21 protein-coding genes and 1 pseudogene are annotated in these 23063 nt (G+C 66.8%); 15 read left to right on the top strand and 7 right to left on the bottom strand.

Going from position 1 to position 23063, the window contains the following annotated elements; all coding sequences use genetic code 11:
• The first annotated feature begins 59 nt into the window (after positions 1-59).
• The 5 genes from ACSQ9I_RS14455 (at position 60) to ACSQ9I_RS14435 (ending at position 4293) form a co-directional block, all read left to right on the top strand.
• Positions 60-1082, top strand: coding sequence for an NAD(P)-dependent oxidoreductase (locus ACSQ9I_RS14455; RefSeq protein WP_436313563.1), 1023 nt, complete (start codon positions 60-62; stop codon positions 1080-1082).
• Entirely contained in the window at positions 1079-2068 is a 990-nt protein-coding gene (locus ACSQ9I_RS14450; RefSeq protein WP_436313562.1) for an NAD(P)-dependent oxidoreductase, read from the top strand. The genes ACSQ9I_RS14455 and ACSQ9I_RS14450 overlap by 4 nt, the downstream gene beginning before the upstream one ends.
• Before the next feature lie 68 nt (positions 2069-2136).
• Positions 2137-3240, top strand: a complete 1104-nt coding sequence (locus ACSQ9I_RS14445; protein WP_436313561.1) for an alpha/beta fold hydrolase — start codon at positions 2137-2139, stop codon at positions 3238-3240.
• Positions 3241-3255: 15 nt separating this feature from the next.
• Positions 3256-3786, top strand: coding sequence for a tetratricopeptide repeat protein (locus ACSQ9I_RS14440; protein ID WP_436308947.1), 531 nt, complete (start codon positions 3256-3258; stop codon positions 3784-3786).
• 36 nt (positions 3787-3822) lie between these two features.
• Positions 3823-4293: a tetratricopeptide repeat protein gene (locus tag ACSQ9I_RS14435; protein ID WP_436308946.1), complete on the top strand. Its 471-nt coding sequence runs from the start codon at positions 3823-3825 to the stop codon at positions 4291-4293.
• 6 nt (positions 4294-4299) lie between these two features.
• Here ACSQ9I_RS14435 and ACSQ9I_RS14430 read toward each other — a convergent pair whose 3' ends face one another.
• Positions 4300-5196 (bottom strand): SDR family oxidoreductase, encoded by an 897-nt coding sequence (locus ACSQ9I_RS14430; protein WP_436313560.1) that lies wholly within the window; start codon positions 5194-5196, stop codon positions 4300-4302.
• A gap of 26 nt (positions 5197-5222) precedes the next feature.
• Complete coding sequence (locus ACSQ9I_RS14425) at positions 5223-5963, bottom strand: SDR family oxidoreductase (RefSeq protein ID WP_436313559.1); 741 nt, start codon at positions 5961-5963, stop codon at positions 5223-5225.
• 151 nt (positions 5964-6114) lie between these two features.
• Here ACSQ9I_RS14425 and ACSQ9I_RS14420 point away from each other — a divergent pair, with 151 nt between their 5' ends.
• Entirely contained in the window at positions 6115-7008 is an 894-nt protein-coding gene (locus ACSQ9I_RS14420; RefSeq protein WP_436303975.1) for a LysR substrate-binding domain-containing protein, read from the top strand.
• Positions 7009-7017: 9 nt separating this feature from the next.
• Here the strand turns inward: ACSQ9I_RS14420 and ACSQ9I_RS14415 are convergent, their stop codons facing one another.
• Together ACSQ9I_RS14415 and ACSQ9I_RS14410 are read right to left on the bottom strand one after the other, a co-directional pair.
• The gene (locus ACSQ9I_RS14415; protein ID WP_436313558.1) at positions 7018-7608 is read right to left on the bottom strand and encodes a 2'-5' RNA ligase family protein; all 591 of its coding nucleotides are present in this window, start codon (positions 7606-7608) and stop codon (positions 7018-7020) included.
• Positions 7605-8948 (bottom strand): MFS transporter, encoded by a 1344-nt coding sequence (locus ACSQ9I_RS14410; protein ID WP_093107458.1) that lies wholly within the window; start codon positions 8946-8948, stop codon positions 7605-7607. Before ACSQ9I_RS14410 ends, ACSQ9I_RS14415 begins: the two co-directional genes overlap by 4 nt.
• A gap of 172 nt (positions 8949-9120) precedes the next feature.
• Here ACSQ9I_RS14410 and cyoA point away from each other — a divergent pair, with 172 nt between their 5' ends.
• From cyoA to ACSQ9I_RS14370, 8 genes are all read left to right on the top strand, one after another.
• Positions 9121-10179, top strand: coding sequence for a ubiquinol oxidase subunit II (gene cyoA, locus ACSQ9I_RS14405; protein WP_093107460.1), 1059 nt, complete (start codon positions 9121-9123; stop codon positions 10177-10179).
• A gap of 13 nt (positions 10180-10192) precedes the next feature.
• On the top strand, positions 10193-12196 hold the full coding sequence (cyoB, locus tag ACSQ9I_RS14400) for a cytochrome o ubiquinol oxidase subunit I (RefSeq protein ID WP_436313557.1): 2004 nt from the start codon (positions 10193-10195) through the stop codon (positions 12194-12196).
• Positions 12189-12830 (top strand): cytochrome o ubiquinol oxidase subunit III, encoded by a 642-nt coding sequence (gene cyoC, locus ACSQ9I_RS14395; RefSeq protein WP_093107464.1) that lies wholly within the window; start codon positions 12189-12191, stop codon positions 12828-12830. The genes cyoB and cyoC overlap by 8 nt, the downstream gene beginning before the upstream one ends.
• The gene (gene cyoD / locus ACSQ9I_RS14390) at positions 12827-13207 is read left to right on the top strand and encodes a cytochrome o ubiquinol oxidase subunit IV (protein ID WP_093107466.1); all 381 of its coding nucleotides are present in this window, start codon (positions 12827-12829) and stop codon (positions 13205-13207) included. The genes cyoC and cyoD overlap by 4 nt, the downstream gene beginning before the upstream one ends.
• A 29-nt stretch (positions 13208-13236) precedes the next feature.
• Complete coding sequence (locus ACSQ9I_RS14385) at positions 13237-13977, top strand: SURF1 family protein (protein ID WP_436303970.1); 741 nt, start codon at positions 13237-13239, stop codon at positions 13975-13977.
• Positions 13961-15259: an ATP-binding protein gene (locus ACSQ9I_RS14380; RefSeq protein WP_436303969.1), complete on the top strand. Its 1299-nt coding sequence runs from the start codon at positions 13961-13963 to the stop codon at positions 15257-15259. The genes ACSQ9I_RS14385 and ACSQ9I_RS14380 overlap by 17 nt, the downstream gene beginning before the upstream one ends.
• Entirely contained in the window at positions 15249-15788 is a 540-nt protein-coding gene (locus ACSQ9I_RS14375; protein WP_436313556.1) for a response regulator transcription factor, read from the top strand. The genes ACSQ9I_RS14380 and ACSQ9I_RS14375 overlap by 11 nt, the downstream gene beginning before the upstream one ends.
• Before the next feature lie 174 nt (positions 15789-15962).
• The gene (locus ACSQ9I_RS14370; RefSeq protein ID WP_244503882.1) at positions 15963-16649 is read left to right on the top strand and encodes an EAL domain-containing protein; all 687 of its coding nucleotides are present in this window, start codon (positions 15963-15965) and stop codon (positions 16647-16649) included.
• 4 nt (positions 16650-16653) lie between these two features.
• Here ACSQ9I_RS14370 and ACSQ9I_RS14365 read toward each other — a convergent pair.
• Positions 16654-18545 (bottom strand): annotated as a pseudogene (locus ACSQ9I_RS14365) (GspE/PulE family protein).
• A gap of 5 nt (positions 18546-18550) precedes the next feature.
• Positions 18551-21691 carry a PAS domain-containing protein gene (locus tag ACSQ9I_RS14360; RefSeq protein WP_436313555.1) on the bottom strand — a complete coding sequence of 1047 codons (3141 nt, stop codon included), beginning with the start codon at positions 21689-21691 and terminating at the stop codon, positions 18551-18553.
• 231 nt (positions 21692-21922) lie between these two features.
• On the opposite strand from ACSQ9I_RS14360, the gene ACSQ9I_RS14355 reads away from it, so the two are divergent.
• On the top strand, positions 21923-22201 hold the full coding sequence (locus ACSQ9I_RS14355; RefSeq protein WP_436303966.1) for a hypothetical protein: 279 nt from the start codon (positions 21923-21925) through the stop codon (positions 22199-22201).
• Positions 22202-22242: 41 nt separating this feature from the next.
• On the opposite strand, the gene ACSQ9I_RS14350 is transcribed toward ACSQ9I_RS14355, so the two are convergent.
• Positions 22243-23046 carry a DUF6065 family protein gene (locus ACSQ9I_RS14350; protein ID WP_436313554.1) on the bottom strand — a complete coding sequence of 268 codons (804 nt, stop codon included), beginning with the start codon at positions 23044-23046 and terminating at the stop codon, positions 22243-22245.
• Positions 23047-23063: the final 17 nt, after the last annotated feature.

Below are 23063 nucleotides of genomic sequence, written 5' to 3'. Positions count from 1 at the left end.
AATAGTAAGTTACTTGACGTAGATTGCATCTTACCCAATCCCAGACAGGAGTTCCCACCATGCCAGCGCGTTCAACAAAACCCGTGCTCATCATCGGCGGCTCGGGCGTCGTCGGCGCCCAGGCCGCGAAGGCCTTGCGCCGCCTGCACCCCGAACTCCCCATCTCCATCGGCGGGCGAAACCTGGCCAGGGCCGAGGCGGTGGCGCGAGAAATCGGCCATGCAGACGCGGTGGCGATCGACCTCGCGCGCGCCGACCGGGGCCAGCCCGCCGGCAAGCGCTACAGCGCCATCGCGATGTTCCTGAAGGACGACACGATGCATTCGCTGGACTATGCGCAGGCGAACGGCCTGCCCTACCTCAGCGTCTCCAGCGCCAGCTTCGAGATCGGCCCCGAGGTGGCCTGGTTCATCCGCAGGCCGGCCAGCGCACCGGTGCTGATGGCCAGCAACTGGCTGGCCGGCGTGGCCACCTTCGCAACGCTGCAGTTCGCGGCCGGATTCGAGCGCGTCGAGACGATCGAGATCTCACTGGTACTCGACGAGCAGGACATGGGCGGTCCGGCGGCCTACGTGGACTACGAGCGCATCACGCAGGCCGCGGCGAGCGCGCAGATCCTGAAGAACGGGCAGTGGATGTGGGCCACCGGCGAAGACGCCGCGCGCCGCTTCAAGGACTCGGAAGGTGTCGAACAACAGGGCCAGGCCTACGCGCCGCTGGACGTGCTGAGCCTGGGCGCCGCCACCGACGCCCATTCGATCCGCGTGGACCTGGCCGTCGGCGAAAGCGCCTCGCGCCGGCGCGGCGATCCCTTCTCCACAGAGATCATCATCGAGATGAGCGGCCGGCTGAAGAGCAACGGCCAGCCGGGCCGCACGCGCCATGTGCTGGTGCATCCGGGCGGCCAGGCGCCCGTGACGGCCGTGGGCGTGGCGCTCGGCATCGAGCGCCTGCTGGGCCTGGCCGGCGGCGCCGCGGCGCCGCCGGGGCTCTACCTGCTCGACGTGCTGATCGAGCCGGGCTATGCGCTTCGGCGCCTGCAGGAGGCCGGCTTGCAAGTCGTCGAGGGAGGCCTGACATGAAGCCCGTCCTGTTCATCGGCGGCTCCGGCCTGGTGGGCAGCCGGGCCGTGCGCACGCTGCGCCAGCTCCAGCCGGACCTGCCGATCGCGATCGGCGCTCGGGACATGGACAAGGCCGGTGCGCTCGCACGCGAGATCGGCGGCGCCGGCGCCGTGATGATCGGCCTGGCCCGCAGGGACCTTGGCCTGCCGGCCGATGCAGGCTACAGCGCCGTGGTCGTGCTGCTGAAGGACGCTGGCCTGCACTCGATGCGGTTTGCCCAGGCCCGCGGCCTGCCCTATGTGTCCTTCTCCGATTTCGTGTTCGACATCGGGCCGGAGGTGGCGCTCCATGTTCGCAAGCCGAACAGCGCGCCCATCCTGTTGCTGGGCCAGTACCTGGGCGGCACGGCGGCGCTCGCCGCGCTGCATTTCGCGCGCGAGTTCCGCCGCGTCGATTCGATCGCGATCGGCGGGCTGCTCGATGCCGACGACCTCGGCGGGCCGGTTGCGCAGGCCGACATCGAACGCCTGGGCCACGGCACGCCGCGCCCGCTGCTGCGGCATGAAGGCCGCTGGCTGTGGGCGAACGAAGCGCAGGCGAAGCGCCGCTTCGTCGATGCCGACGGCGTCACGCACGAGGGGCAGGCCTACCCGCTGCTCGACGTGGTGAGCCTCGCGGCCGCGACCGGCGCGCCGTCGATCCGGGTCGATCTCGCCCTCAGGGAGGGCCGGCGCCGCGCGGCGCCCTCGCACGAGGTGATCGTGGAGATCGCGGGTGAGCAGCAGGGTGGCCGGCAAGGCGTCACGCGCCACGCGCTGATCGACGGCGACGTCTACTCGGGCCTCAGCGCGCGCGGCGCGGCCCTGGCGGTCGAGCGTCTGCTCGGCCTGGCCGGCGGCTCGGCGGTCGTGCCGGGGCTTCACCACCCCGAGGAGTTGCTGGATCCGGCCTATGTGGTCGAGCGGCTCCAGGGCTTCGGCACGGAAATCCGGCGCTTGCCTTAGCCGGTCCGGCCGGGTACCGGCCATCTGGTCGATTGACCATGGGAGACAAACGTCCTCAACTAAAGGCTGTGCAGAAAAGTTATCTATCCGCCGCCGGCCCGCCGCGCCCGCGACAGGAAATCCGCTTCGCGCGCGGCCATGACCAGGTGCAGCTGGCCTATGCGATGTCCGGCAGCGGCCCGCTGCTGATCAAGGCCGCGACCTGGCTGTCGCACCTGGAGTACGACTGGGAGAGCCCGGTCTGGCGCCACGTGCTGCACGGGCTCTCAGCCAACGCCACCTTCGTGCGCTACGACGAGCGCGGCTGTGGCCTGTCGGATTGGGAGGTCGACGATCTCGGCTTCGACAGCTGGCTGAGCGATCTCGAAACCGTGGTCGACGCGCTGAGCACCGAGCGCTTCGGCCTGCTCGGCATCTCGCAAGGTGCGTCGATCGCCATCGCCTACGCGGCGAAGCATCCGGATCGCGTCAGCCACATGGTGCTGCATGGCGGCTATGCGCGCGGGCGCCTGGTGCGCAGCAACACGGCCCTGCAGCGCGAAGAAGCCGAGATGATGTGCAAGCTGGCCGAACTGGGCTGGGGCAAGGAGGACGCGTCGTTCCGCCAGTTCTTCACCAGCCAGTTCATTCCGGGAGGCTCGGCCGAGCAGCACCGGTGGTTCAACGAACTGGAGCGCATCTCCAGCTCGCCCGCCAACGCCGCGCGCTTCATGCGCGAGTTCAACCGCATCGACGTCACGCATCTTCTGGCCGAAGTGCGCTGTCCCACCTTGGTGCTGCACAGCATGCGCGATCTTCGCGTGCCCTTCGCCGAGGGGCGGCTGATCGCGAGCGGCATCCGCGGTGCGCGCTTCGTGCCGATCGACAGCGGCAACCACCTGCTGCTCGACGAGCCCGGCTGGGCGCATTGGCTCGCCGAGGTGCGCAGATTCCTGTCCGCCGCTGCGCCGGCGCACGACCCGGTGTTCGATGCGCTCACCGGCCGCGAGCGCCAATTGCTCGAACTGCTGGCCCAGGGCCGCGACAACGCCCAGATCGCAGCGACGCTAGGCCTGTCGGAAAAGACGGTGCGCAACCACCTGACCAGCGTGTTCGCCAAGCTGGAGGTCGACAACCGGGGCCGCGCGATCGTGCTGGCGCGCGACTCGGGCTTCGGCAAGCTGACCGCGTGATGCACCGCGCCGGCGATGGCGCAAATCTTCAAGACCAGGCCGGCGCCGCTGCCTATTCTCGGCAGCATGACCAAGACGACCTTCAGCCTCGCCGCCTGCATCCTTCTCGCCGCGCTCGCGATGCACCAGAGCGTGCATGCCGTGGACTCGGCATCGCTGCCGGCGTCGATCCGCCTTGCGAACGCGAGGGCGCTGATCGAAGCCAAGGACTGGAAAGGCGCCATCGCGGAACTGCAGGGCGTGGACGCCCCGAACAATGCCGACTGGAACAACCTGATGGGCTTCAGCCTGCGCAAGGCCAGGACGCCCGACTATGCGGCCGCAGAACGCTTCTACGACACCGCGCTGCGCATCGAGCCCAGCCACCGCGGGGCGCTCTCGTATTCCGGCGAGCTCTACCTGGTGCTGGACAAGCTGCCCAAGGCGGAGCAGCGGCTGACGACGCTGAAACTGGTCTGCAACAACGCATGCTTCGAACAGGAGCGGCTCAGCCAGGCCATCGAGCGCTACAAGGCAGCCGGCAACAAGTACATCCCCGAGCCCTAAGATCTGCCGCGGCGCTGCAAAATGGCGCCCATGAGGATGCTCCATCGATTCGCCGCCTGCGTCCTGCTCGCCGCCCTCTCGCTGCAGCCGGCGCTCGCGGCCGATACCGACTCGACGCCGCCCGCGCTTCGGCTGGCGGCAGCCAGGGCGCAGATCACGGCCAAGAACTGGCCGGCGGCCATTGCCGAACTCAAGCGGGTGAACGACCCGCGCAGCGCCGACTGGAACAACCTGATGGGCTACAGCCTGCGCAAGAACAAGTCCGCACCGGACCTGGAAGGCGCGGAGCACTTCTACGACGCCGCCCTGCGCATCGACCCCAACCACCGCGGCGCGCTCGAATATTCGGGCGAGCTCTATCTCGTGAAGGGCGATCTGCCGAAGGCCGAGGAGCGCCATGCGCGGCTGGTGAAGCTGTGCACCGTGCCCTGCGAGGAGCTCGATGACCTCAGCAAGGCGATCGAGAAGTACAAGGCCGCGGGCGGCAAGTACGTTCCGGAGGAATAGCCGCTCTCAGGCCCGGATCGCGGGCTCGAGCAGGTCGGCGATCCCGATGCGCGCCGCGAAGGCTTCGCGCACGCGCTCGGCCACTTCGGTCACGGCACCCGCGCCGTCGTCGATGAAATCGATCACTGAGCGGAACGGCCGCTCGCCGGCCGGCAGCCCGATGATGCGCGCGATCTCGTCCGCCACGGCTTGCGGGTCGGCATGCGCGGGCATCAGTGCGCTGAGCTTGGCGCCCACCCGGTCCATGAGCCCGTCGTAGCGCGCGTAGGCCGCCACGGTCGCCGCATCCGCCGGCTTGCCCGCATTCGGGAAATGCGCGGTGCCGCTGGTGAAGGCGCCGGGCACCACGATCGAGGTCTCGATGCCGAAGCGCGCGAGTTCGTAGGACATCGTGACAGCCAACGAATCCATCGCCGCCTTGGCTGCCGCATACGGCCCCATGAAGGGCGGGAAGCCGCCACGCACCGTGGTGCTGCTGACCCACAGCACGAACCCGGACTGCCGGCCGCGCATCACGGGCAGCACGGCCTTGTTGACACGCTGCGTGCCGAGCACGTTGGTGTCGAACACCTTGACCATCTCCTCCGGCGTGAAGGCCTCGGTCGGCCCGACCACGAGATGGCCCGCGTTGTGGACGACGACGTCGAGCCGGCCCTGTTCGCCGACGATGGTCGCAACCGCTTCGTCGGCGGAGGCCTGCGAGAGCACGTCGAGCTCGATCGCGCGGATGTCGTGGCCGCCTGCAAAACCCCAGTCGCGCAGCTCGCGCACGCGCGCTGCGTTGCGGCCGGCGATGTCGCGCATGCTGGCGTAGACGACGTGGCCCTGCGCCGCGAGCGCGCGGGTCGTGAGATGGCCGATGCCGGTGGAGGCGCCGGTCACGAGGATGACGGATTTCTTCATGGTGTTGCTTTCTGTGTGAGAGGAGTTCAGACCAGGCCGCCGTTGGCGCGCAGGGTCTGGCCGTTGACCCAGCCGGCCTGCGGGCCGACGAGCAAGGCCACCGTGTTGGCGATGTCTTCGGGCGTGCCCAGGCGTTCCAGCGGCACGGCCTTGGCGAAGCGCTCGATGGCTTCGGGCGACTTGCCGTCGAGGAACAGCGCGGTGGCCGTGGGGCCCGGCGCGACGGCGTTGACCGTGATGCCCTTGCCGCGCAGCTCCTTGGCGAGGATGTTGGTCATGACCTCGATCGCGGCCTTGGTCGCGCCATAGATCGCATAGCCCGGCAGGCCGAGGCCGATCACGCTGGTCGAGAAGTTGAGGATGCGCCCACCGGTCTGCAGGCGCGTCGTCGCCTCGCGCATCGTGTTGAAGCTACCCTTGACGTTGACCGAGAACAGCCGGTCGAAGGTGGCGTCGTCGGTGTCGGCCAGCTGCGGCAGCGCCGGCGGCATGACGCCGGCGTTGTTGACCAGCACGTCGACGCGGCCGTAGGCGGCGATCGCTTCGTCGAAGAGGCGGCGCGCCGCGGCCGGATCGGCCACGTCGGCCTGCACCGCGACGGCCCGGCCGCCGGCGGCGGCGATGCCGTCCACGACCTTGGCGGCTTCCTGTGCGTTGCCGGCGTAGTTGACGACCACGGCATAGCCGTCGGCGGCGAGGCGGCTGGCGATGGCGGCGCCGATGCCGCGGGATGCGCCGGTGACGATGGCGACTTGCGATGCGTTCATGGCTGAGCTCCTGGAAGGGTTGGTTGAGGGCTGGTCCGCTTGCTTCTTTGCGGGTCAGTGGGATGGATTGTTCTGTTTAACCAGAAGCAGATAAATGAAGTAGATTCGTCATCACTGTCCAAAAATCACAAACAATCAAGGAAGGCTGAAGATGGACCGCCTCGATGCCATGCGCGTCTTCGTCCGCATCGTCGACCTGCAGAGCTTCACGCGCGCGGCCGACGACCTGCAGCTGCCGCGCGCGACGGTCACGCACACCATCCAGCAACTCGAAAAGCGCCTCGGCGCACGCCTCCTGCACCGCACCACGCGGCATGTGAGCGCCACGCTGGATGGCGAGGCCTATTACCAGCGCTGCCAGCAACTGCTGTCGGATTTCGAGGAATCGGAGTCGGTCTTCCGCAGTTCGGCGGCCAAACCCAAGGGCAAGCTGCGCGTCGACCTGCAGGGCACGCTCGCCATGCATTTCCTGCTGCCGCACATCGGCGAGTTCTTTGCGCGCTACCCCGACATCGAAGTCGAGATCGGCCTCGGCGACCGGCTGGTGGACCTGGTGCGCGAAAGCATCGACTGCGTGCTGCGCGCCGGCGAGCCGCGCGAGTCGAGCATGGTGGGCCGGCGCGTCGCGCTGCTCGAGCAGGTGACCTGCGCCAGCGCCGCTTATCTCGAACAATTCGGCGAACCCCGCACGCCGGAGGAGTTCCGGGCCCACCGCGCGGTCAACTATGCGAGCGGCAGCGGCAAGGTGCTGCCCTTCGAGTTCATGGTGGACGGCGAGCGGCGCACGATGCAGTTGCGCGGCTCGGCGACGGTGAGCCATGCCGATGCCTACGCGGCTTGCTGCGCGGCCGGCCTGGGCTTCGCGCAGATGCCGCGCTATCACGTGGAACGGGAGCTCGCGGCCGGGACGCTGCGCGAAGTGCTGGCCGAGTTCCGGCCTGCGCCGATGCCGGTGTCGGTGATGTATCCGCATCACAGGCAGCTGTCGCCGCGCGTGCGGGTCTTCGTGGACTGGGTCGCGGACCGGATGCAGCGCGGCGGCTGAACCCCGCGCTCAGCCGCGCAAAGGCAAGCGCGCCAGCACCTCGTGCCGGCTCTGGCCGATCAGGCTGCGCACGAGAACGAACTCGTGCGCGGTCCAGGTGATGGGCTCGATCGGTCGCGCGGCGACGTGACGGTCGTCGTACAGCAGCGTCAGGTGCGGCGTGTAGTGCTCGCGGCCGCCGTGACCGAGGCCGATCTGCGCCATCGCGCGGTCCAGGGCTTGCTGCAGCGTCTTCACGGTCACCAAGCCGTCTTCGCCCAGCAGCACCAGCGGCATGTTGCGTGCCTTGCGCGAGAAGCTGCCGACGCGGTCGAAGCCGAGCTTGAAGGACGGCATGGCGTTCACCGCTTGCGCGACCCTGACCGACGCGTCGGCAAGCTCCTGCGGAAAGCGCGCAAAGGTGCCCACGACGTGCAGCGTCACATGGAAGCGCTTTGCGCCGAGCGGTTTGCCCTTCAGCCCGAAATCGCTCTGCAGATCGCGCACGAGCTTCTCGATGCGCGCGATGGCGGCCGCGTCAGGGAGCAGCGCAAAGAACAGCCGGTCGGTCGACGGTGGCCGAGCTGCCACGCCGTCGAACGATGGCTGCACGGGCGTCACGGCTGCTCGCGGGCCTCGAGTGCGCGATTGATGCCCAGCGCCGCCAGCGTGCACGCCGCGCCGGACAGCAGATAGACGCTGACGTAGGCGAGCCCGAAGTGCGCCGACAGGCCCAGCGCCACCAGCGGTGCGAACGCGGCGCCGATGAGCCAGGCCAGGTCCGAGGTGAGCGCAGCGCCGGTGTAGCGGTACTTGGAGATGAAATTGGAGGTCACGGTGCCCGAGGCCTGGCCGTAGGACAGGCCCAGCAGCACGAAGCCGACCAGGATGAAGACGTCCTGGCCCACGGTGCCGCCGTCGAGCAGGATCGGCGCGAAGCCGCTGAAGACCGCGATCAGGATCGCGAGCGCGCCCAGCGTCTGGCGCCGACCCACGCGGTCGGCGATCCATCCGGAGGCGACGATGCCGCCGGCCGCCAGTACCGCGCCGACGATCTGGATGCCGAGGAATTCGGTGATGGACTGCTCCGAATACAGCCGGATCCACGACAGCGGGAACACGGTGATCAGGTGGAACAGCGCATAGCTCGCCAGCGCGGCGAAGGCGCCGATCAACAGGTTGGAACCCTGCGCGCGGACGAGCTCGACCACGTCGGTGGGTTCCAGCTCCTGCTCGTCGAGCAACACCTCGTACTCGTGCGTGACCACCAGCCGAAGGCGCGCGAACAGCGCCACCACATTGATGGCGAAGGCCACGAAGAAAGCGTAGCGCCATCCCCACGAAAGGAAGTCGGCCGGCGACAGGCTGGCATACAGGAAGGCGAACAGACCGCTGGCGATGATGAAGCCGACCGGCGCGCCGAGCTGGCCCAGCATCGAATACCAGCCTCGGCGGTTCGGCGGCGCGTTGAGCGCCAGCAGCGAGGGCAAGCCGTCCCAGGAGCCGCCCAGCGCGAGCCCTTGGCCGATGCGGAAAATCGAGAGCAGCACGATGGCCGCGAAACCCGCGGTCTCGTAGCCGGGCAAAAATGCGATGCCGACGGTGGAGGTGCCCAGCAGGAACAGCGCCATGGTCAGCTTGGTGCCGCGTCCCCAGCGGCGCTGGACCGCCATCGAGATCACGGTGCCGAAGGGCCGCGCGATAAAGGCGAAGGAAAAGATCACGAAGGCGTAAAGTGTTCCTTCCAGCAGGTCCTCGAACGGAAAGAACAGGGCCGGGAACACCAGCACCGACGCGATGCCGTAGACGAAGAAGTCGAAGTACTCGGATGCGCGCCCGATGACCACGCCGACCGCGATTTCCCCGGGCGCCACCTTCGAATGGTCGGCAGTGATGAGGCGAGCATCCCTCTCGAGGGTCTCGGACGAGGGTTCGGAAGGGGCGTGGCTGATGCTGGACATCGTGCGTGCTTCGGGTTCAGGGGGCTTGCAAGGTCGCTCAGGGTCGCATCAGATGCGGTTTTACGCCATAGGACAAAACGTCCAATCGCCAAACAGGGTCGATGGACGTACATTTTGCGCTCATCCGCAATCCGCGTTTTCCCGCGGCCTACGTTTTTTCCTCGCTCCAGGCATGCCACTCCTCAAGACCCTTCGCGGACCGGCCCTCCTCGTGCTCGCTGCCCTGCTGGCGGGCTGCAACATGGTGGTGCTGAACCCGTCCGGCGACGTGGCCGCCCAGCAGGGCCGGCTGATCGTGGTGTCCACGATGCTGATGCTGCTGATCATCGTGCCGGTCATCGCCCTGACCTTCTTCTTCGCCTGGAAGTACAGGGAGTCCAACACCGAGGCCACCTACAAGCCGGACTGGGACCATTCGACGCAGCTCGAACTGGTGATCTGGGCCGCGCCGCTCCTGATCATCATCGCGCTCGGTGCGCTGACCTGGATCAGCACGCACACGCTGGACCCCTACCGGCCGCTCGACCGCATCGACTCGCGACGCCCGGTGCCCGATAACGCGAAGCCGCTGGTGGTGGAGGTGGTGGCGCTCGACTGGAAATGGCTGTTTCTTTATCCGGAGCAAGGCATCGCCACGGTCAACGAGGTCGCGGCGCCGGTGGACGTGCCGATCCAGTTCCGGATCACGGCTTCGTCGGTCATGAACTCCTTCTACATCCCCGCGCTCGCCGGCCAGATCTATGCCATGCCCGGCATGGAAACCAAGCTGCACGCGGTCATGAACAAGGCCGGCACCTACGAAGGCATTTCCGCCAACTACAGCGGCGCCGGCTTCTCGGGCATGCGCTTCAAGTTCCACGGCATGAGCCGTGCCGACTTCGATCGCTGGGTGCAGAAGAACAAGGCCGAAGGCCAGGCGCTCAGCCGCGAGGGCTACATGCAGCTCGAACGCCCGAGCGAGCGCGAGCCGGTGCGCCGCTACGCCAGCGTGGCGCCGGGCCTGTACGACGCCATCGTCAACCGCTGCGTGGAGCCCGGCAAGATGTGCATGAAGCACATGATGGCGGTCGATGCCAGCGGCGGCGCAGGCCGCGGCGGCTTGTCCCCGCTGGCCATGACGACCGTACCGCGCGGCGAGCAAGGCCAGCCGATGCGCACCCTCGCCGCCGAAATCTGCACCATCGACAACCCGACCGGGGCGCCGCTCGCCGTCCGGACGACGATCCAGTAATCCGTTCATCACGATGCCCGACCATCCCGATCTGACCAAGCTCGTCTTCGGACGCCTCACCTGGGAGGCGATCCCCTACCACGAGCCGATCCTCATGGCGACCTTCGTCGCCGTCGTGCTGGGCGGCCTCGCCCTCCTGGGCGCGCTGAGCTACTACCGCGTCTGGGGCACGCTGTGGCGCGACTGGATCACCAGCATCGACCACAAGAAGATCGGCATCATGTACATCGTGCTCGGCCTGGTGATGCTGCTGCGCGGCTTCGCCGACGCGATCATGATGCGGCTGCAGCAGGCGATCGCCTTCGGCGACGCGGCGGGCTACCTGCCGCCGCACCACTACGACCAGGTCTTCACGGCCCACGGCGTGATCATGATCTTCTTCGTCGCCATGCCGCTGGTCACCGGGCTCATGAACTACGTCGTGCCGCTGCAGATCGGCGCGCGCGACGTGGCCTTCCCCTTCCTCAACAACTTCAGCTTCTGGATGACCGCGAGCGGCGCGGTGCTGGTGATGATGTCGCTGTTCGTCGGCGAGTTCGCCAAGACCGGCTGGCTCGCCTATCCGCCGCTGTCCGGCATTGCCTACAGTCCCGACGTCGGGGTCGACTACTACATATGGTCCTTGCAGGTCGCCGGGGTCGGCACCTTGCTGTCGGGCGTGAACCTGATCGCGACCATCGTGAAGATGCGTGCGCCCGGCATGACCCTGATGAAGATGCCGGTCTTCACCTGGACCGCGCTCTGCACCAACGTGCTGATCGTGGCCGCCTTCCCGGTGCTCACCGCGGTGCTGGCGCTGTTGTCGATGGACCGCTACGTCGGCACGAACTTCTTCACCAACGAGCTCGGCGGCAATCCGATGATGTACGTCAACCTCATCTGGATCTGGGGCCATCCGGAGGTGTACATCCTGATCCTGCCGGTGTTCGGCGTGTTCTCGGAGGTGGTGTCCACCTTCAGCGGCAAGCGCCTGTTCGGCTATGCGTCGATGGTCTACGCGACGGTCGTGATCACCATCCTCTCGTACCTGGTGTGGCTGCACCACTTCTTCACCATGGGGTCGGGCGCCAGCGTCAATTCCTTCTTCGGCATCACCACGATGATCATCTCGATCCCGACGGGGGCGAAGATCTTCAACTGGCTGTTCACGATGTACCGCGGGCGCATCCGCTTCGAGGTGCCGATGCTGTGGACGATCGGCTTCATGGTCACCTTCGTGATCGGCGGCATGACCGGCGTGCTGCTCGCGGTGCCGCCGGCCGACTTCGTGCTGCACAACAGCCTGTTTTTGATCGCGCACTTCCACAACGTGATCATCGGCGGCGTGGTGTTCGGCGCCTTCGCCGGCATCACCTACTGGTTCCCGAAGGTCTCCGGCTTCAAGCTCGACCCGTTCTGGGGCAAGTGCTCGTTCTGGTTCTGGCTGACCGGCTTCTACTTCGCCTTCATGCCGCTGTACGTGCTCGGGCTGATGGGCGTCACGCGCCGGGTGAGCCATTTCGAGGATTCGTCGCTGCAGATCTGGTTCCAGATCGCCGCCTTCGGCGCCTTCCTGATCGCCTTGGGCATTCTCTCCTTCCTCATCCAGCTGGTCGTCAGCTTCCGCAAGCGCGAATCGCTGCGCGACACGACGGGCGACCCGTGGAGCGGCCGCACGCTGGAGTGGTCCACCTCCTCGCCGCCGCCGGCCTACAACTTCGCCTTCACGCCGCGCATCCACGACAACGACGCCTGGTGGGACATGAAGCAGCGCGGCTACGAGCGGCCGCTGGAAGGCTTCACCCCGATCCACATGCCGAAGAACACCGCCGCCGGCTTCGTGCTGGCCATGCTCAGCGCCGCCATGGGCTTCGCGCTCATCTGGCACATGTGGCTGCTGGCCGGCGTGTCCTTCGCCGCGCTCCTGCTCGCGACCATCATCCACACCTTCAACTACAAGCGCGACTATCACATCCCGGTGGACGAGGTCGTCCGCACGGAAGGCGATCGCACCCGACTCCTGACCGGCCATGTCTGAGATCACCGTCCCCTCCCCCCACGGCGCCGTGAGCGCCGCACCGAACCCGCTCTTCCACGTCGTGGACGAGCACCATCCCGAGAACGGGACGCTGCTCGGGTTCTGGCTCTACCTGATGAGCGACTGCCTGGTCTTCGCCTGCCTGTTCGCGATGTACGGCGTGCTGGGCCGCAGCTATGCAGCAGGCCCCTCGGGCGCCGACCTGTTCGAGCTGCCGCTGGTCGCGCTCAACACCTCGCTGCTGCTGCTGTCGTCGATCACCTACGGCTTCGCGATGCTCGAGATGCTGAAGAAGCGCACCGGCGCGACGCTGGCCTGGCTGGCCGTCACCGGCCTGCTGGGAGCGGGCTTCATCGGCATCGAGCTCTACGAGTTCGCGCACCTGATCCACGAAGGCGCCGGCCCGCAGCGCAGTGCCTTCCTGTCCTCCTTCTTCACGCTGGTGGGCACGCACGGCCTGCACGTGACTTTCGGCATCGTCTGGCTCGTCACGCTGATGATCCAGGTCGGCAAGCACGGGCTGATCCCCGAGAACCGGCGCAGGCTCCTGTGCCTGTCGATGTTCTGGCACTTCCTGGACGTCGTGTGGATCGGCGTCTTCACCTTCGTCTACCTGATGGGATCATTGTCATGAGCGATGCGCACGACGTTCACGAACACGACCCGCACGTCGAAGCGGACCTGCACATCAGCCTCAAGGGCTACCTGACCGGCTTCATCCTGTCGGTGATCCTGACCGCCATCCCCTTCTGGCTGGTGATGGGCAAGGTGTTCGACAAGCCCGGCCTCACGGCCTTCGTCATCCTGGGCTTCGCGGCCGTGCAGATCGTGGTCCACATGATCTACTTCCTGCACCTGAACGCCAAGTCGCAGGGCGGCTGGAACATGCTCGCGCTGATCTTCACGATCGTGCTGGTCGTGATCACGCTGAGCGGCTCGCTGTGGGTGATGTTCCACCTCAACCACAACATGATGCCGGCCTCGATGCACGAGATGCGCAACGCGCCTTGAGCGCAACGCGTTCCAGGCCGGCACTGGCGATGCTCGCCGTTGCCGGCGCCCTGCTCTTCATCCTGTTCCTGGCCTTGGGCACGTGGCAGCTCGAGCGGCGCAGCTGGAAGCTCCAGCTGATCGATCGCGTCGAAGGGCGCGTGCATGCGCCGCCGGCGGATGCACCCGCGCCCGCGCAATGGCCGCGCGTGAATGCGGCCGACGACGAATACCGGCATGTGCGGCTGACCGGCCGCTTTCTCCACGAGCGTGAAACCCTGGTACAGGCCTCGACCGTGCTCGGCGCCGGCCACTGGGTGCTGACGCCGCTGCAGACCGCGCAGGGCTCGGTGGTGCTGGTCAACCGCGGCTTCGTGCCGCCGCAGCGGCGCGAGCGCGCGAAGCGCACCGACGGTGAAGCGGCGGGCGAAGTCAGCCTCATCGGCCTCTTGCGCATGACCGAGCCCGGCGGCGGCTTCCTGCGCCGCAACGATCCCGCAGCCGATCGCTGGTTCTCGCGCGACGTGCAGGCCATCGCCGCGGCGCGCGGCCTGGCGGAGGTGGCGCCCTTCTTCGTGGACGAGGATGCGCCTGCGCCGCAGCCGGCGAATGCAGCGGCCGAACCGCGCTGGCCGGCCGCCGGCTTGACGGTGATCGCCTTCCCCAACAACCATCTGGTCTACGCCATCACCTGGTATGCGCTGGCCCTCATGGTCGCGGGCGCGGCCTGGCTGGTGGCGCGCACGGAGCGCATCGCAACGAGAGCAAAGAGGGATGCAGCAGAACACTGAACCCGGCGACTCGGCAGGCCTGAAGAATATGCAGCAGCTGATCCAGCTGCGCTGGATGGCCGTCGGCGGCCAGATCCTGACCATCGCCATCGTCCACTTCGGCTTCGGCATCCGCCTGCCGCTGGACCACATGGGGGCGGCGCTGGCTTTTCTCGTGGCCTTCAACCTCTTCAGCCTACTGCGCTGGCGCCGGCGGCAGGAGGTCGCGGACGGCGAGCTCTTCATCGCACTCCTGGTCGACGTCGGCACGCTGACCGTCCAGCTCTATCTCAGCGGCGGCGCCACCAACCCCTTCATCTTCCTGTACCTGCTGCAGGTCAGTCTCGGCGCCGTGCTGCTGCGCCCCGGCTACACCCGCACCATGGTCGCCGTCACCGCCGCCTGTTTCATGGGCCTGACCTTCGTCCATCGCCCGCTGGCGATTCCTATGGACAATGCGCGCGGGCTCGCCAGTCCGTACATCCAGGGGCTTCTGATCTGCTTCGCGCTCAACGCGGCGCTGCTGGCAATCTTCATCACGCGCATCAGCCGCAACCTGCGGGCGCGCGACGCGCACCTGGCGGACCTGCGCCAGCGCGCCGCCGAGGAGGAGCACATCGTACGCATGGGCCTCTTGGCCTCCGGCGCGGCCCACGAGCTCGGCACGCCGCTGGCGACGCTGTCGGTGATCCTCGGCGACTGGCAGCGCATGCAGCCCTTTGCCGCCGAGCCCGAGCTACGGCAGGAGATCGAGGAGATGCAGGCCCAGGTGGCGCGCTGCAAGACCATCGTGAGCGGCATCCTGCTGTCGGCCGGCGAAGCGCGCGGCGAGTCGCCGGTGCAGACCACCGTCCGCGCCTTCCTCGACGGCCTGGTCGCGGAATGGCGCACCACGCGCTCGCCCGGCGCGCTGGCCTACGCCAACACCTTCGGCGACGACCTGCCCATCGTCTCGGACTCCGCGCTCAAGCAGACCATCTACAACGTGCTCGACAACGCGCTCGAGGCCTCGCCGGGCTGGGTCGGCCTCGATGCGGCGCGCGATGGCGACGATCTGGTCCTGACCGTGTCCGATGCCGGCCCGGGCTTCGCACCCGGGATGCTGGCGCAGCTGGGCAAGCCTTATCAGTCAAGCAAGGGGCGCCCCGGCGGCGGCCTGGGCCTGTTCCTGGTCGTCAACGTGGCGCGCACCCTGGGCGGCAGCGTGGCGGCGCACAATCGGCCGGAAGGTGGTGCCGCCGTGACACTGCGCCTGCCGCTGGCGGCGATCCAATTCGAGGAGATCGCAGGCAATGGAAACTGACGAACGACTGCTGCTCATCGTCGAGGACGATGCGGCCTTTGCGCGCACCCTGTGCCGCTCTTTCGAGCGCCGCGGCTACACGGTGCTGCAGGCCACGGCCGCCGAGCAGGTGACGGAGATCCTGAAGTCCCACTCGCCAGGCTATGCGGTCGTCGACCTCAAGCTCGCCGGCGGCGCCTCCGGGCTGGCCTGCGTCCAGATGCTGCATGCGCACGACGCGCAGATGCTGATCGTCGTGCTCACCGGCTACGCCAGCATCGCGACCGCCGTGGAAGCCATCAAGCTCGGTGCCTGCCACTACCTGGCCAAGCCCTCCAACACCGACGACATCGAGGCCGCCTTCGGCCGCGCCGAGGGCGATGTTGAGGTCGAACTGACCGAGCGCTCGACCTCGATCAAGACGCTCGAATGGGAGCGCATCCACGAAACGCTGGCCGAGACCGGCTTCAACATCTCCGAAACGGCCCGGCGCCTCGGCATGCATCGGCGCACGCTGGCGCGGAAGCTCGTGAAGCAACGGGTGAAGTAATACCAAGGTGCGACTTTTCGCTCGCCTGTGGTCACTTTGTATTTTTGCGCCACCGGACTACACAGGCTCGCCAGCACAATGCAGCCTTTACCAACACCGCCTGCGAGGTCCATGCCAGTGACAGCCGAAACAACCGCCGTTGCCGACTCCCCTGGCTTCGACTCGGGGTTCACGATGGCCTTCCAGCCGATCGTCGACCTCGCCCGGCGGGAAATCTTTGCCCATGAAGCGCTGGTGCGCGGCCTGTCCGGAGAAGGCGCGTCCGAAGTGCTTGGGCGCGTGGGCCCGCAACAGCGCTTTGCCTTCCACGAAGCCTGCCGCGTGCGGGCCATCGAGATGGCCTCGGCGCTGGGCATGGAATCCAAGCTCAGCCTCAACGTCATGCCTAACGACGTGGCCGGGCAGGAAGAATGCTTTCGTACCGCCATGGCAACGGCCAAGCGCTGCAACTTTCCGATCAACCGCCTGATGTTCGAGATCACCGAGGGCGAGCGCGTCGAGGACCTGCCCGGTCTCGCGGCGGCCTTCCGCACCTTCAAACGCTACGGCTTCACCTCTGCCATCGACGACTTCGGCTCCGCCTACGCCGGCTTCGAGCTCCTGGCGGCCTTTCAGCCCGATGTGGTGAAGATCGACATAAGCCTGGTGCGGGACATCCACATCGACCCCGTCCGGGTGACCATCGTGAAAGGCTTCGTCGCCACCTGCGAGGAGCTTGAAATCAGGGTGATCGCGGAAGGTGTCGAAGCTTCGGAAGAAGTTCGCGTGCTGCGCGCGCTGGGCGTGGATCTGTTCCAGGGCTACCTGTTTGCCAGGCCTGCCGTCGCGGCGTTGCCGTCCGTGGCATGGGACGCCGCGTGAGCCTTCACACGTTGCTGGTCGCGCGCACTTCCTCGATCGTCGTTTGCCCTGAAAGAACCTTGGCGATGCCGTCCTGACGCAGGGTGCGCATGCCTTCGCGCAGCGCCGCTTCCTGCAGTTCTTCCGCGCGAGCGCCGTTTTGCACCAGGCGGCGCAGCGTTTTCGACATCACCATCAGCTCATGGATGCCGACGCGTCCCTTGAACCCGGTGTCGTCGCAGTGCTTGCATCCGGCGCTCGCGAAGCGCATGAGCCGCCCATCGCGGGCATGGCGGCGCTGCCAGGAATTGAGCACGGCCTCCCGTTCGGCCGGCGAATCCTTCTTCGCGAACGCGTGCAGGTAGTCGGCCAGCAGTTCCTCGGTCTCTTCCGGGCTCGCGGGGCGGCTGCTGATGCAGTGGGTGCAGAGGCGGCGCACCAGCCGCTGCGCCAGCACCGCCAGCAGCGAGTCGGCAAAGTTGAAGGGGTCCATCCCCATGTCCAGGAGCCGCGTCACGGTTTCGGGCGCGCTGTTGGTGTGCAGGGTCGAGAGCACGAGGTGGCCGGTCAGCGATGCCTCGATCGCGGTCTTGGCGGTTTCCTCGTCCCGGATCTCGCCGACCATGATCACGTCCGGATCTGCGCGCACGAAGGCCCGCAAGGCCTTGGCGAAGGTCCAGTCGATGCGGGGGTTGAACTGCACCTGTCGCAAGCCCGCCTGCGTGATCTCTATCTCTATCGGGTCTTCGGCGGTCCAGATCTTTCGTTCCGGCGTGTTGATGTGCATGAGCGCCGAGTGCAGGGTCGTGGTCTTGCCCGACCGGTGGGGCCGACGCAGAGCACCATGCCGTAGGGGCGCTCGACCGCCGCGGTGAAGCGCGCAAGATTGCGCTCCGAAAGCCCGAGCTGGTCCAGCGCGACGGGCTTGGCCGAAGCAAGAATGCGCCTCACCACGTCTTCCAGCCCGTTGCTGGTCGGGACGGTCGCCACGCGCAGTTCGATGCGATGCTGCGGCGAGAACTTGGCGAAATTGATCTTGCCGTCCTGCGGCTTGCGCTTCTCGCTGATGTCGAGGTCGCACATGATCTTCACGCGTCCGACGATCGCGTTGCGGTAGCTGGGCGGGAGTTCCAGATAGGTGTAGAGCCTTCCGTCGCGGCGAAAACGGATGCGGGTTTTCTCCTGTCCCGGATAGCTCTCGATATGGATGTCCGACACGCCCTCGCGGTGCGCTTCGAGAATCATGCTGTTGATCATCCGCACCAGCGAGTTGTCCGATTGCTCGATCGGCGCCTCTTCGTCGACCGGAGGCGCGCGGCCTTCCTTCTCGAGGGTCTCCAGCAGTTCGCTGGTGCCGGCCAGGTCGAAGTCGATGGCCATCGGGTCGGCAGCTGCCGAGCGTCCGTCCGCCGGCGCGCCGATCTTCTCGTACGCCTTGTGCAGCACGCCGTCCAGGTCGCCGCACTGTCCGAGCACCGGGACCACCTTCATCTCGGCGATGAACTCCACCTCGTCGATGGCGGCATGCCGGCCAGCCGGATCGTCGAGCGCGAGGATGAGACGCCCCTCGTGAATCATCAGCGGCATCACCTGCAAGCGCCGCGCGACGCCATGGCTGATCTTGCGCAGGGCTTCGGCAGCGACCGGAAACAGATGCAGATTGACGAGGGGGTAGCCCATCTTTCGCACCAGCGCAGTCTGCAGCTGGGCACGGCTGACCACACCCATGCGCACCAGGGTCTCGCCCAGCGGCACGCTGCGATCGAGCTGCTGCTGCGCCAATGCGGCGCTCAACTGTTCGTCCATGACCATGCCCAGGGACACCAGCGCCTGACCTATCCGCACGATCGGCATGCGGCCTTGCGCTGCGATCTCTTTCAACAACTGCTCTGGCGTAACAACTTCGGCAGACGGCATGGCCTCTAGCCCCTGTTCGATTGGCGCTGGGGATTCTGGGCCACCCCGGCGAAACTGTCAGCGGAGAACTCGAACCTGTTGCGCCCGGCCGCCTTTGCGCCATAGAGCGCGGCGTCCGCAAGCGCCAGCAGTTCTTCGGCCGTGACGGAAGAATCGGTCGCTTCATGAAATGCGATGCCGATGCTCGTCGTGACATCCAGCAGCCGGCCATCGACCTGGAACGCCGGAGCGTTGACCCGTCCGACGATCTTCCGCGCCACCGCCGCGGCCGCCTCCTGCGTGCTCGGGTTCTCGAGCACGATGACGAACTCGTCGCCGGCGAGCCGCGCCACGGTGTCGGTGCTGCGCACGCTGGCCAGCAGGCGTCCTGCGTATTCGCTCAGTACCTCGTCGCCAGCCGCGTGGCCGAGCGTGTCGTTGATCGATTTGAAATGGTCGATGTCCAGAAACATCAGCGCGATGGTGCTGCCCGTGCGCCTGGCACGCGCAATGGCGTTCGGCAGATACTCGTTGAAGGCGAGCCGGTTCGGCAAGCCGGTCAGCGTATCGACCCGCGCCAGCTCGATCAGCTGGCGCTCCACCTGCTTGAGCGCAGTGATGTCCAGGCTGAGCGAGAAAATGCCATGCGTCGAGCCGTCGACGCCGATGTGGGGCACGTAGATGACGTGGGTGATGCGATCGAAATCCTCTCTCTTGGTCTTGGCTTCGAATTCGACACGCTCGCCCGCCAGCGCACGCTCGAGCATGGCCTTGCGGGCCAGGTACAGCTCGGGGCCTGCCACGTCGCGGATATGGCGGCCCACGAGCGCGGACGGATCGAGTCCCAGCCATTCGCGGTAGGTCGCGTTCGCGAAAGTGATCTTCTGCTCGCGGTCGATGTACGTGATCAGCGCCGGCAGGTTGTCCGTGATGGTGCGCAAGCGCATTTCGCTTTCAGCCTGGCGCAGCTCCGCTTCCTTCAGCGCGGTGATGTCGAAGGTCATCAGGTAGAAGCCCAGCACCTGCCCCTGCAGATCCTTGTCCGGGATCAGATTCACCTGGAAGTAGCCGTCCTTGCCGCGAAGCGGCGCCTGGACTGGAAAGCGCACCGCCTTTCCTGCCAGCACCATGGGAATGTGCGGCACGTGCTGCGCGTACACCTCCTCGCCCACCGCGGACCGCAAGGTCACGCGGTCGAGCGGACCATCGCCCAAGCCGGCCATCTGCCGCGCCCGACTGTTGCCGAAGTGGCAGTTCTCCTCGCGATCGAAATAACCCACCAGCGCCGGAATGCTGTCGGTGACGTCGCGCAGCCGCTTCTCCTGCTCGCTGAGCGCCTTGCGTACCCTGACCTCGTCGGTGATATCGAAGGTCATTGCGAACACGCCCTGCACCATGCCGACATCGTCCTGGTCGGGGATGTAGTGGGCCTTGTAGGTCCGGTCGCCGATGCCCAGCGCCGAATCGCCGCTTTTTTCGACGATCACGGTTTCGCCCGCGAGCGCACGGCGGTAGTAGGGCTCGACCACGGCGAAGTCCGCCTTCCCGCGAACCTCGGGCATCAACCTGCCGGCCATCGCGTCGTTCTTGTGCAGCGCCTTGATGTGGGCGTTGACAAAGGTGTACCGCAACGAAGCGTCGACGTGCGAAACCAGTGCCGGAATGCTGTCCGCAATGGTGCGGATCTGCGCCTCGCTGTGCGCGAGACTGAGTTCGATGCGCTTGCGCTCCGTCACGTCGGAGGTCATCGCGTAGTAGCCGCGGACCGATCCCGATCGATCGCGATCCGGGATGAGATCGGTCTGGAAAAAACGCGCCTGCTCGCCGCCCCTTACCGAGCCTCTTCGCTCGAAAGTCACGGGCTCGCCGGCCAACACCCGCTGGAGGTAGCGGTCCGGAATGACGCTGTCGTCCGCGCCGTGCATGCCTTGCGCGGGTTGGCCGACGAGCTCGGATGCGCTGCGGCCCAGCTTGTCGCACAGGCGGGCATTCACGAAGCCGAAGCGTCCATGGGCATCCACATGCGACACCATGGCGGGGAGGTGGTCGGTGATGTCGCGCAGGAATTTTTCGCTGGATTGCCGCTCTCGCATCAGCTCGTCGAAGGTTCGCGAAAGATCGCCGATCTCATCGCGCGGGTAACTGCGTGGCGTTGCAACTTCGGCGGGTGCGGCTTGCGCATCCCGCATGTGCCGGTGCAGTTCCGTCAGCGGCTTCAGCTGGCGTCGCACGACGACCAGCGCCAGCGTGCCCGCCAGCAGGGCAAGCACGAGCGCCCCGCCCCAGGCCGCGCGCTCGATGGCATCGATCCGGGCGAAGGCCTCCTGGCGCGGATACATCGAGCCCAGAACCCAGTTGGCGTGGCGGATGCGCTTGAAGGCGTACAAGCCATGCACGCCGGCATCGTTGAGCCCCTCGGTCTTGCCCTCGAAGCCCGCGATCGCGCGATCGATTTCAGGGTTGCCAGCGTCCTCTGCGCTGGAGCGGTTCAGGACGCGCGCCTCGCGGGGATGGTCGACCACGACGCCGTCCGTGGTCGTGATGAACAGGTAGCCGGTCTCGCCGAACTTGATGTCGGCGAGCGAGCCCAGAATATTCCGTTCCTTCAGGTTGATGGAGCCCGAGATCACGAACTGCACGCCTCCGGTACTGTCCATCACGGGTTCCGTGATCGCCACCTGCGCCAGGCCGTTGATCCGGTTGCGGTACGGTTGCGAGATCACGCCGGCCATGGATCTGACCGTGTCCGAAAAATACGCACGGTCCTTGATGTTCAACCGGCCGATCTGTTGCGCGCCGTTGAAGTTGGCCACCAGATTGCCATCGAGGTCCAGGAGGGCGACGTTGTCGAAGGCTGCTCGAAGGGACTCGTGTTGTTTCAGGAAGGCCTGCAGCGGCGCACCGTTCGTGAATCCCTGCGTCTCCACGCTTTCGGCGAAGGTCTTCAGCAGGGTTCGCCGGCTCGCGAACTTCTGGTCTAGCGCCTCCGCAATGGTCGATACGCGCGCGAACTGCTCGTTCGCAATCGACGCCTGCATGCTGGCCTTGACCAGGTGCAACGCGATCGTCGCAATCGTGAACGTGGCTGCCAGCACCACCGCAGCGACGCCCAGACTCAGGCGCGTATTCAGGCTGATGCGGCGGTTTTTTAGAACGGATGGATTCATTCGATAGGCGAGCCGGCGCACCGACGTGGCAGGAGCTTCCCTGATCTGCGCTGCGCAAGCAAGCAAGCAGGGAGCATTTTTGAATACCAATGATCTACACCACCCTTCGAAGACGCGCGACTCGCCGCATGGTTGCGCGCTGCAGGTCCAGGTCAAAGCCAGCTCGAGCAACCCGACTATTCTTGGCGGGGATAGCATGGATCCGCCAGCCCCGCCAATCAGATCGCCGCGATGAAACACCCTCTCGAACCGCGCACGGCCTCAGTGCTCACCCGCTTGGCTGTCAGGCATCCAAAGCTGAAGCTCCAGTTCATCGTCACGCTCGCGCCCGGCGCGAAGGCGGCCGATGTCGTGCCGTTTGTAGCGACGCAAGAGATCGAAGTGATCCGCATGGTCGCCGGCGAGATGACGGCACGCCAGGTACTGGACCTGGCGGCGCATCCGATGGTGGAGTGCATCGAGTACGACGGACTGGCCGAGGCGCTCGATGCGTTCGCTGACGGCGGCTGAGCCCGTCGCTCTTCCCATCGCGTCGTTGTGCCGGCATGGGCTCAAGGTCCGGCGCCGTTGCTCTGAGCCTCGACGAGTCGGCCCTGCTCGCTGCGCGCAAGCCTCCGATAGGCGCTGCGATCGCGGCCATGCGCGATGTGCCATTGCAGCAACTCGTTGTGCAGCGCGTGGGCCGTGCTGCCGTCGCGCGGAAGTATCTCGGGATCGACGCGACGGGCGGCGCGGGCGACAAAATTCACCTGAGCGACGGTGTCGCCGGCGCGCACATGCAGCGATCCTTCGGTAGGCCGCAGCAACACCAGGTTCACTGGATGCGCGTACCAGTCGGTCTCGACCAGGCCGACGTGCATTGCCACCGGCACCGGACGGTTGATCGGCTGGCCGAAGAAGCTGTCCACCTGCGGCGGCGTGCGCAGCAACCAGGGCAGGTGCAACTTGAACAGGTGCGCCTGGTCTTCACGATCGAAGAAACTCAATCCGGGATGCACCGGGCGTATCTCGCGGCGCTGCCCTTGCTCGTCGTCGAAAGGCAAGGCGTCGAAGGTGAACGCATTGCCCGTGAAGCGGCTTGACGGCCGGTCGCACACGTAGAACGTCCGTCGGTCGCCGGCGACATCGGCCGCGGGTGGCGGCCTGAAGGCGCGCGCGAGCGGCGGCACCTCAGCCGGCAGGCACAGGCCGAAGTCGAACGGCGCAGGCACCAGCAGGCCGAGCCCGGCGGCCGCGGTAAACGGCAGGCACTGCTCCTGCACGCCGTAGCCTGGGCGTCCAGGTGACCGGGAGGCCGCCTGCGCGCGCCGCGGCAGCGGCGCGTCGGGCACCAGCGGAAGGATCAGCACCTGCATCGGCTGCTGCGTCGCCG

It is taken from the genome of Variovorax sp. LjRoot84 (assembly GCF_964254305.1).
In the GTDB taxonomy this organism is placed as follows: Bacteria; Pseudomonadota; Gammaproteobacteria; order Burkholderiales; family Burkholderiaceae_C; genus Variovorax.
This window is presented reverse-complemented; position numbering and strand designations above follow the sequence as displayed.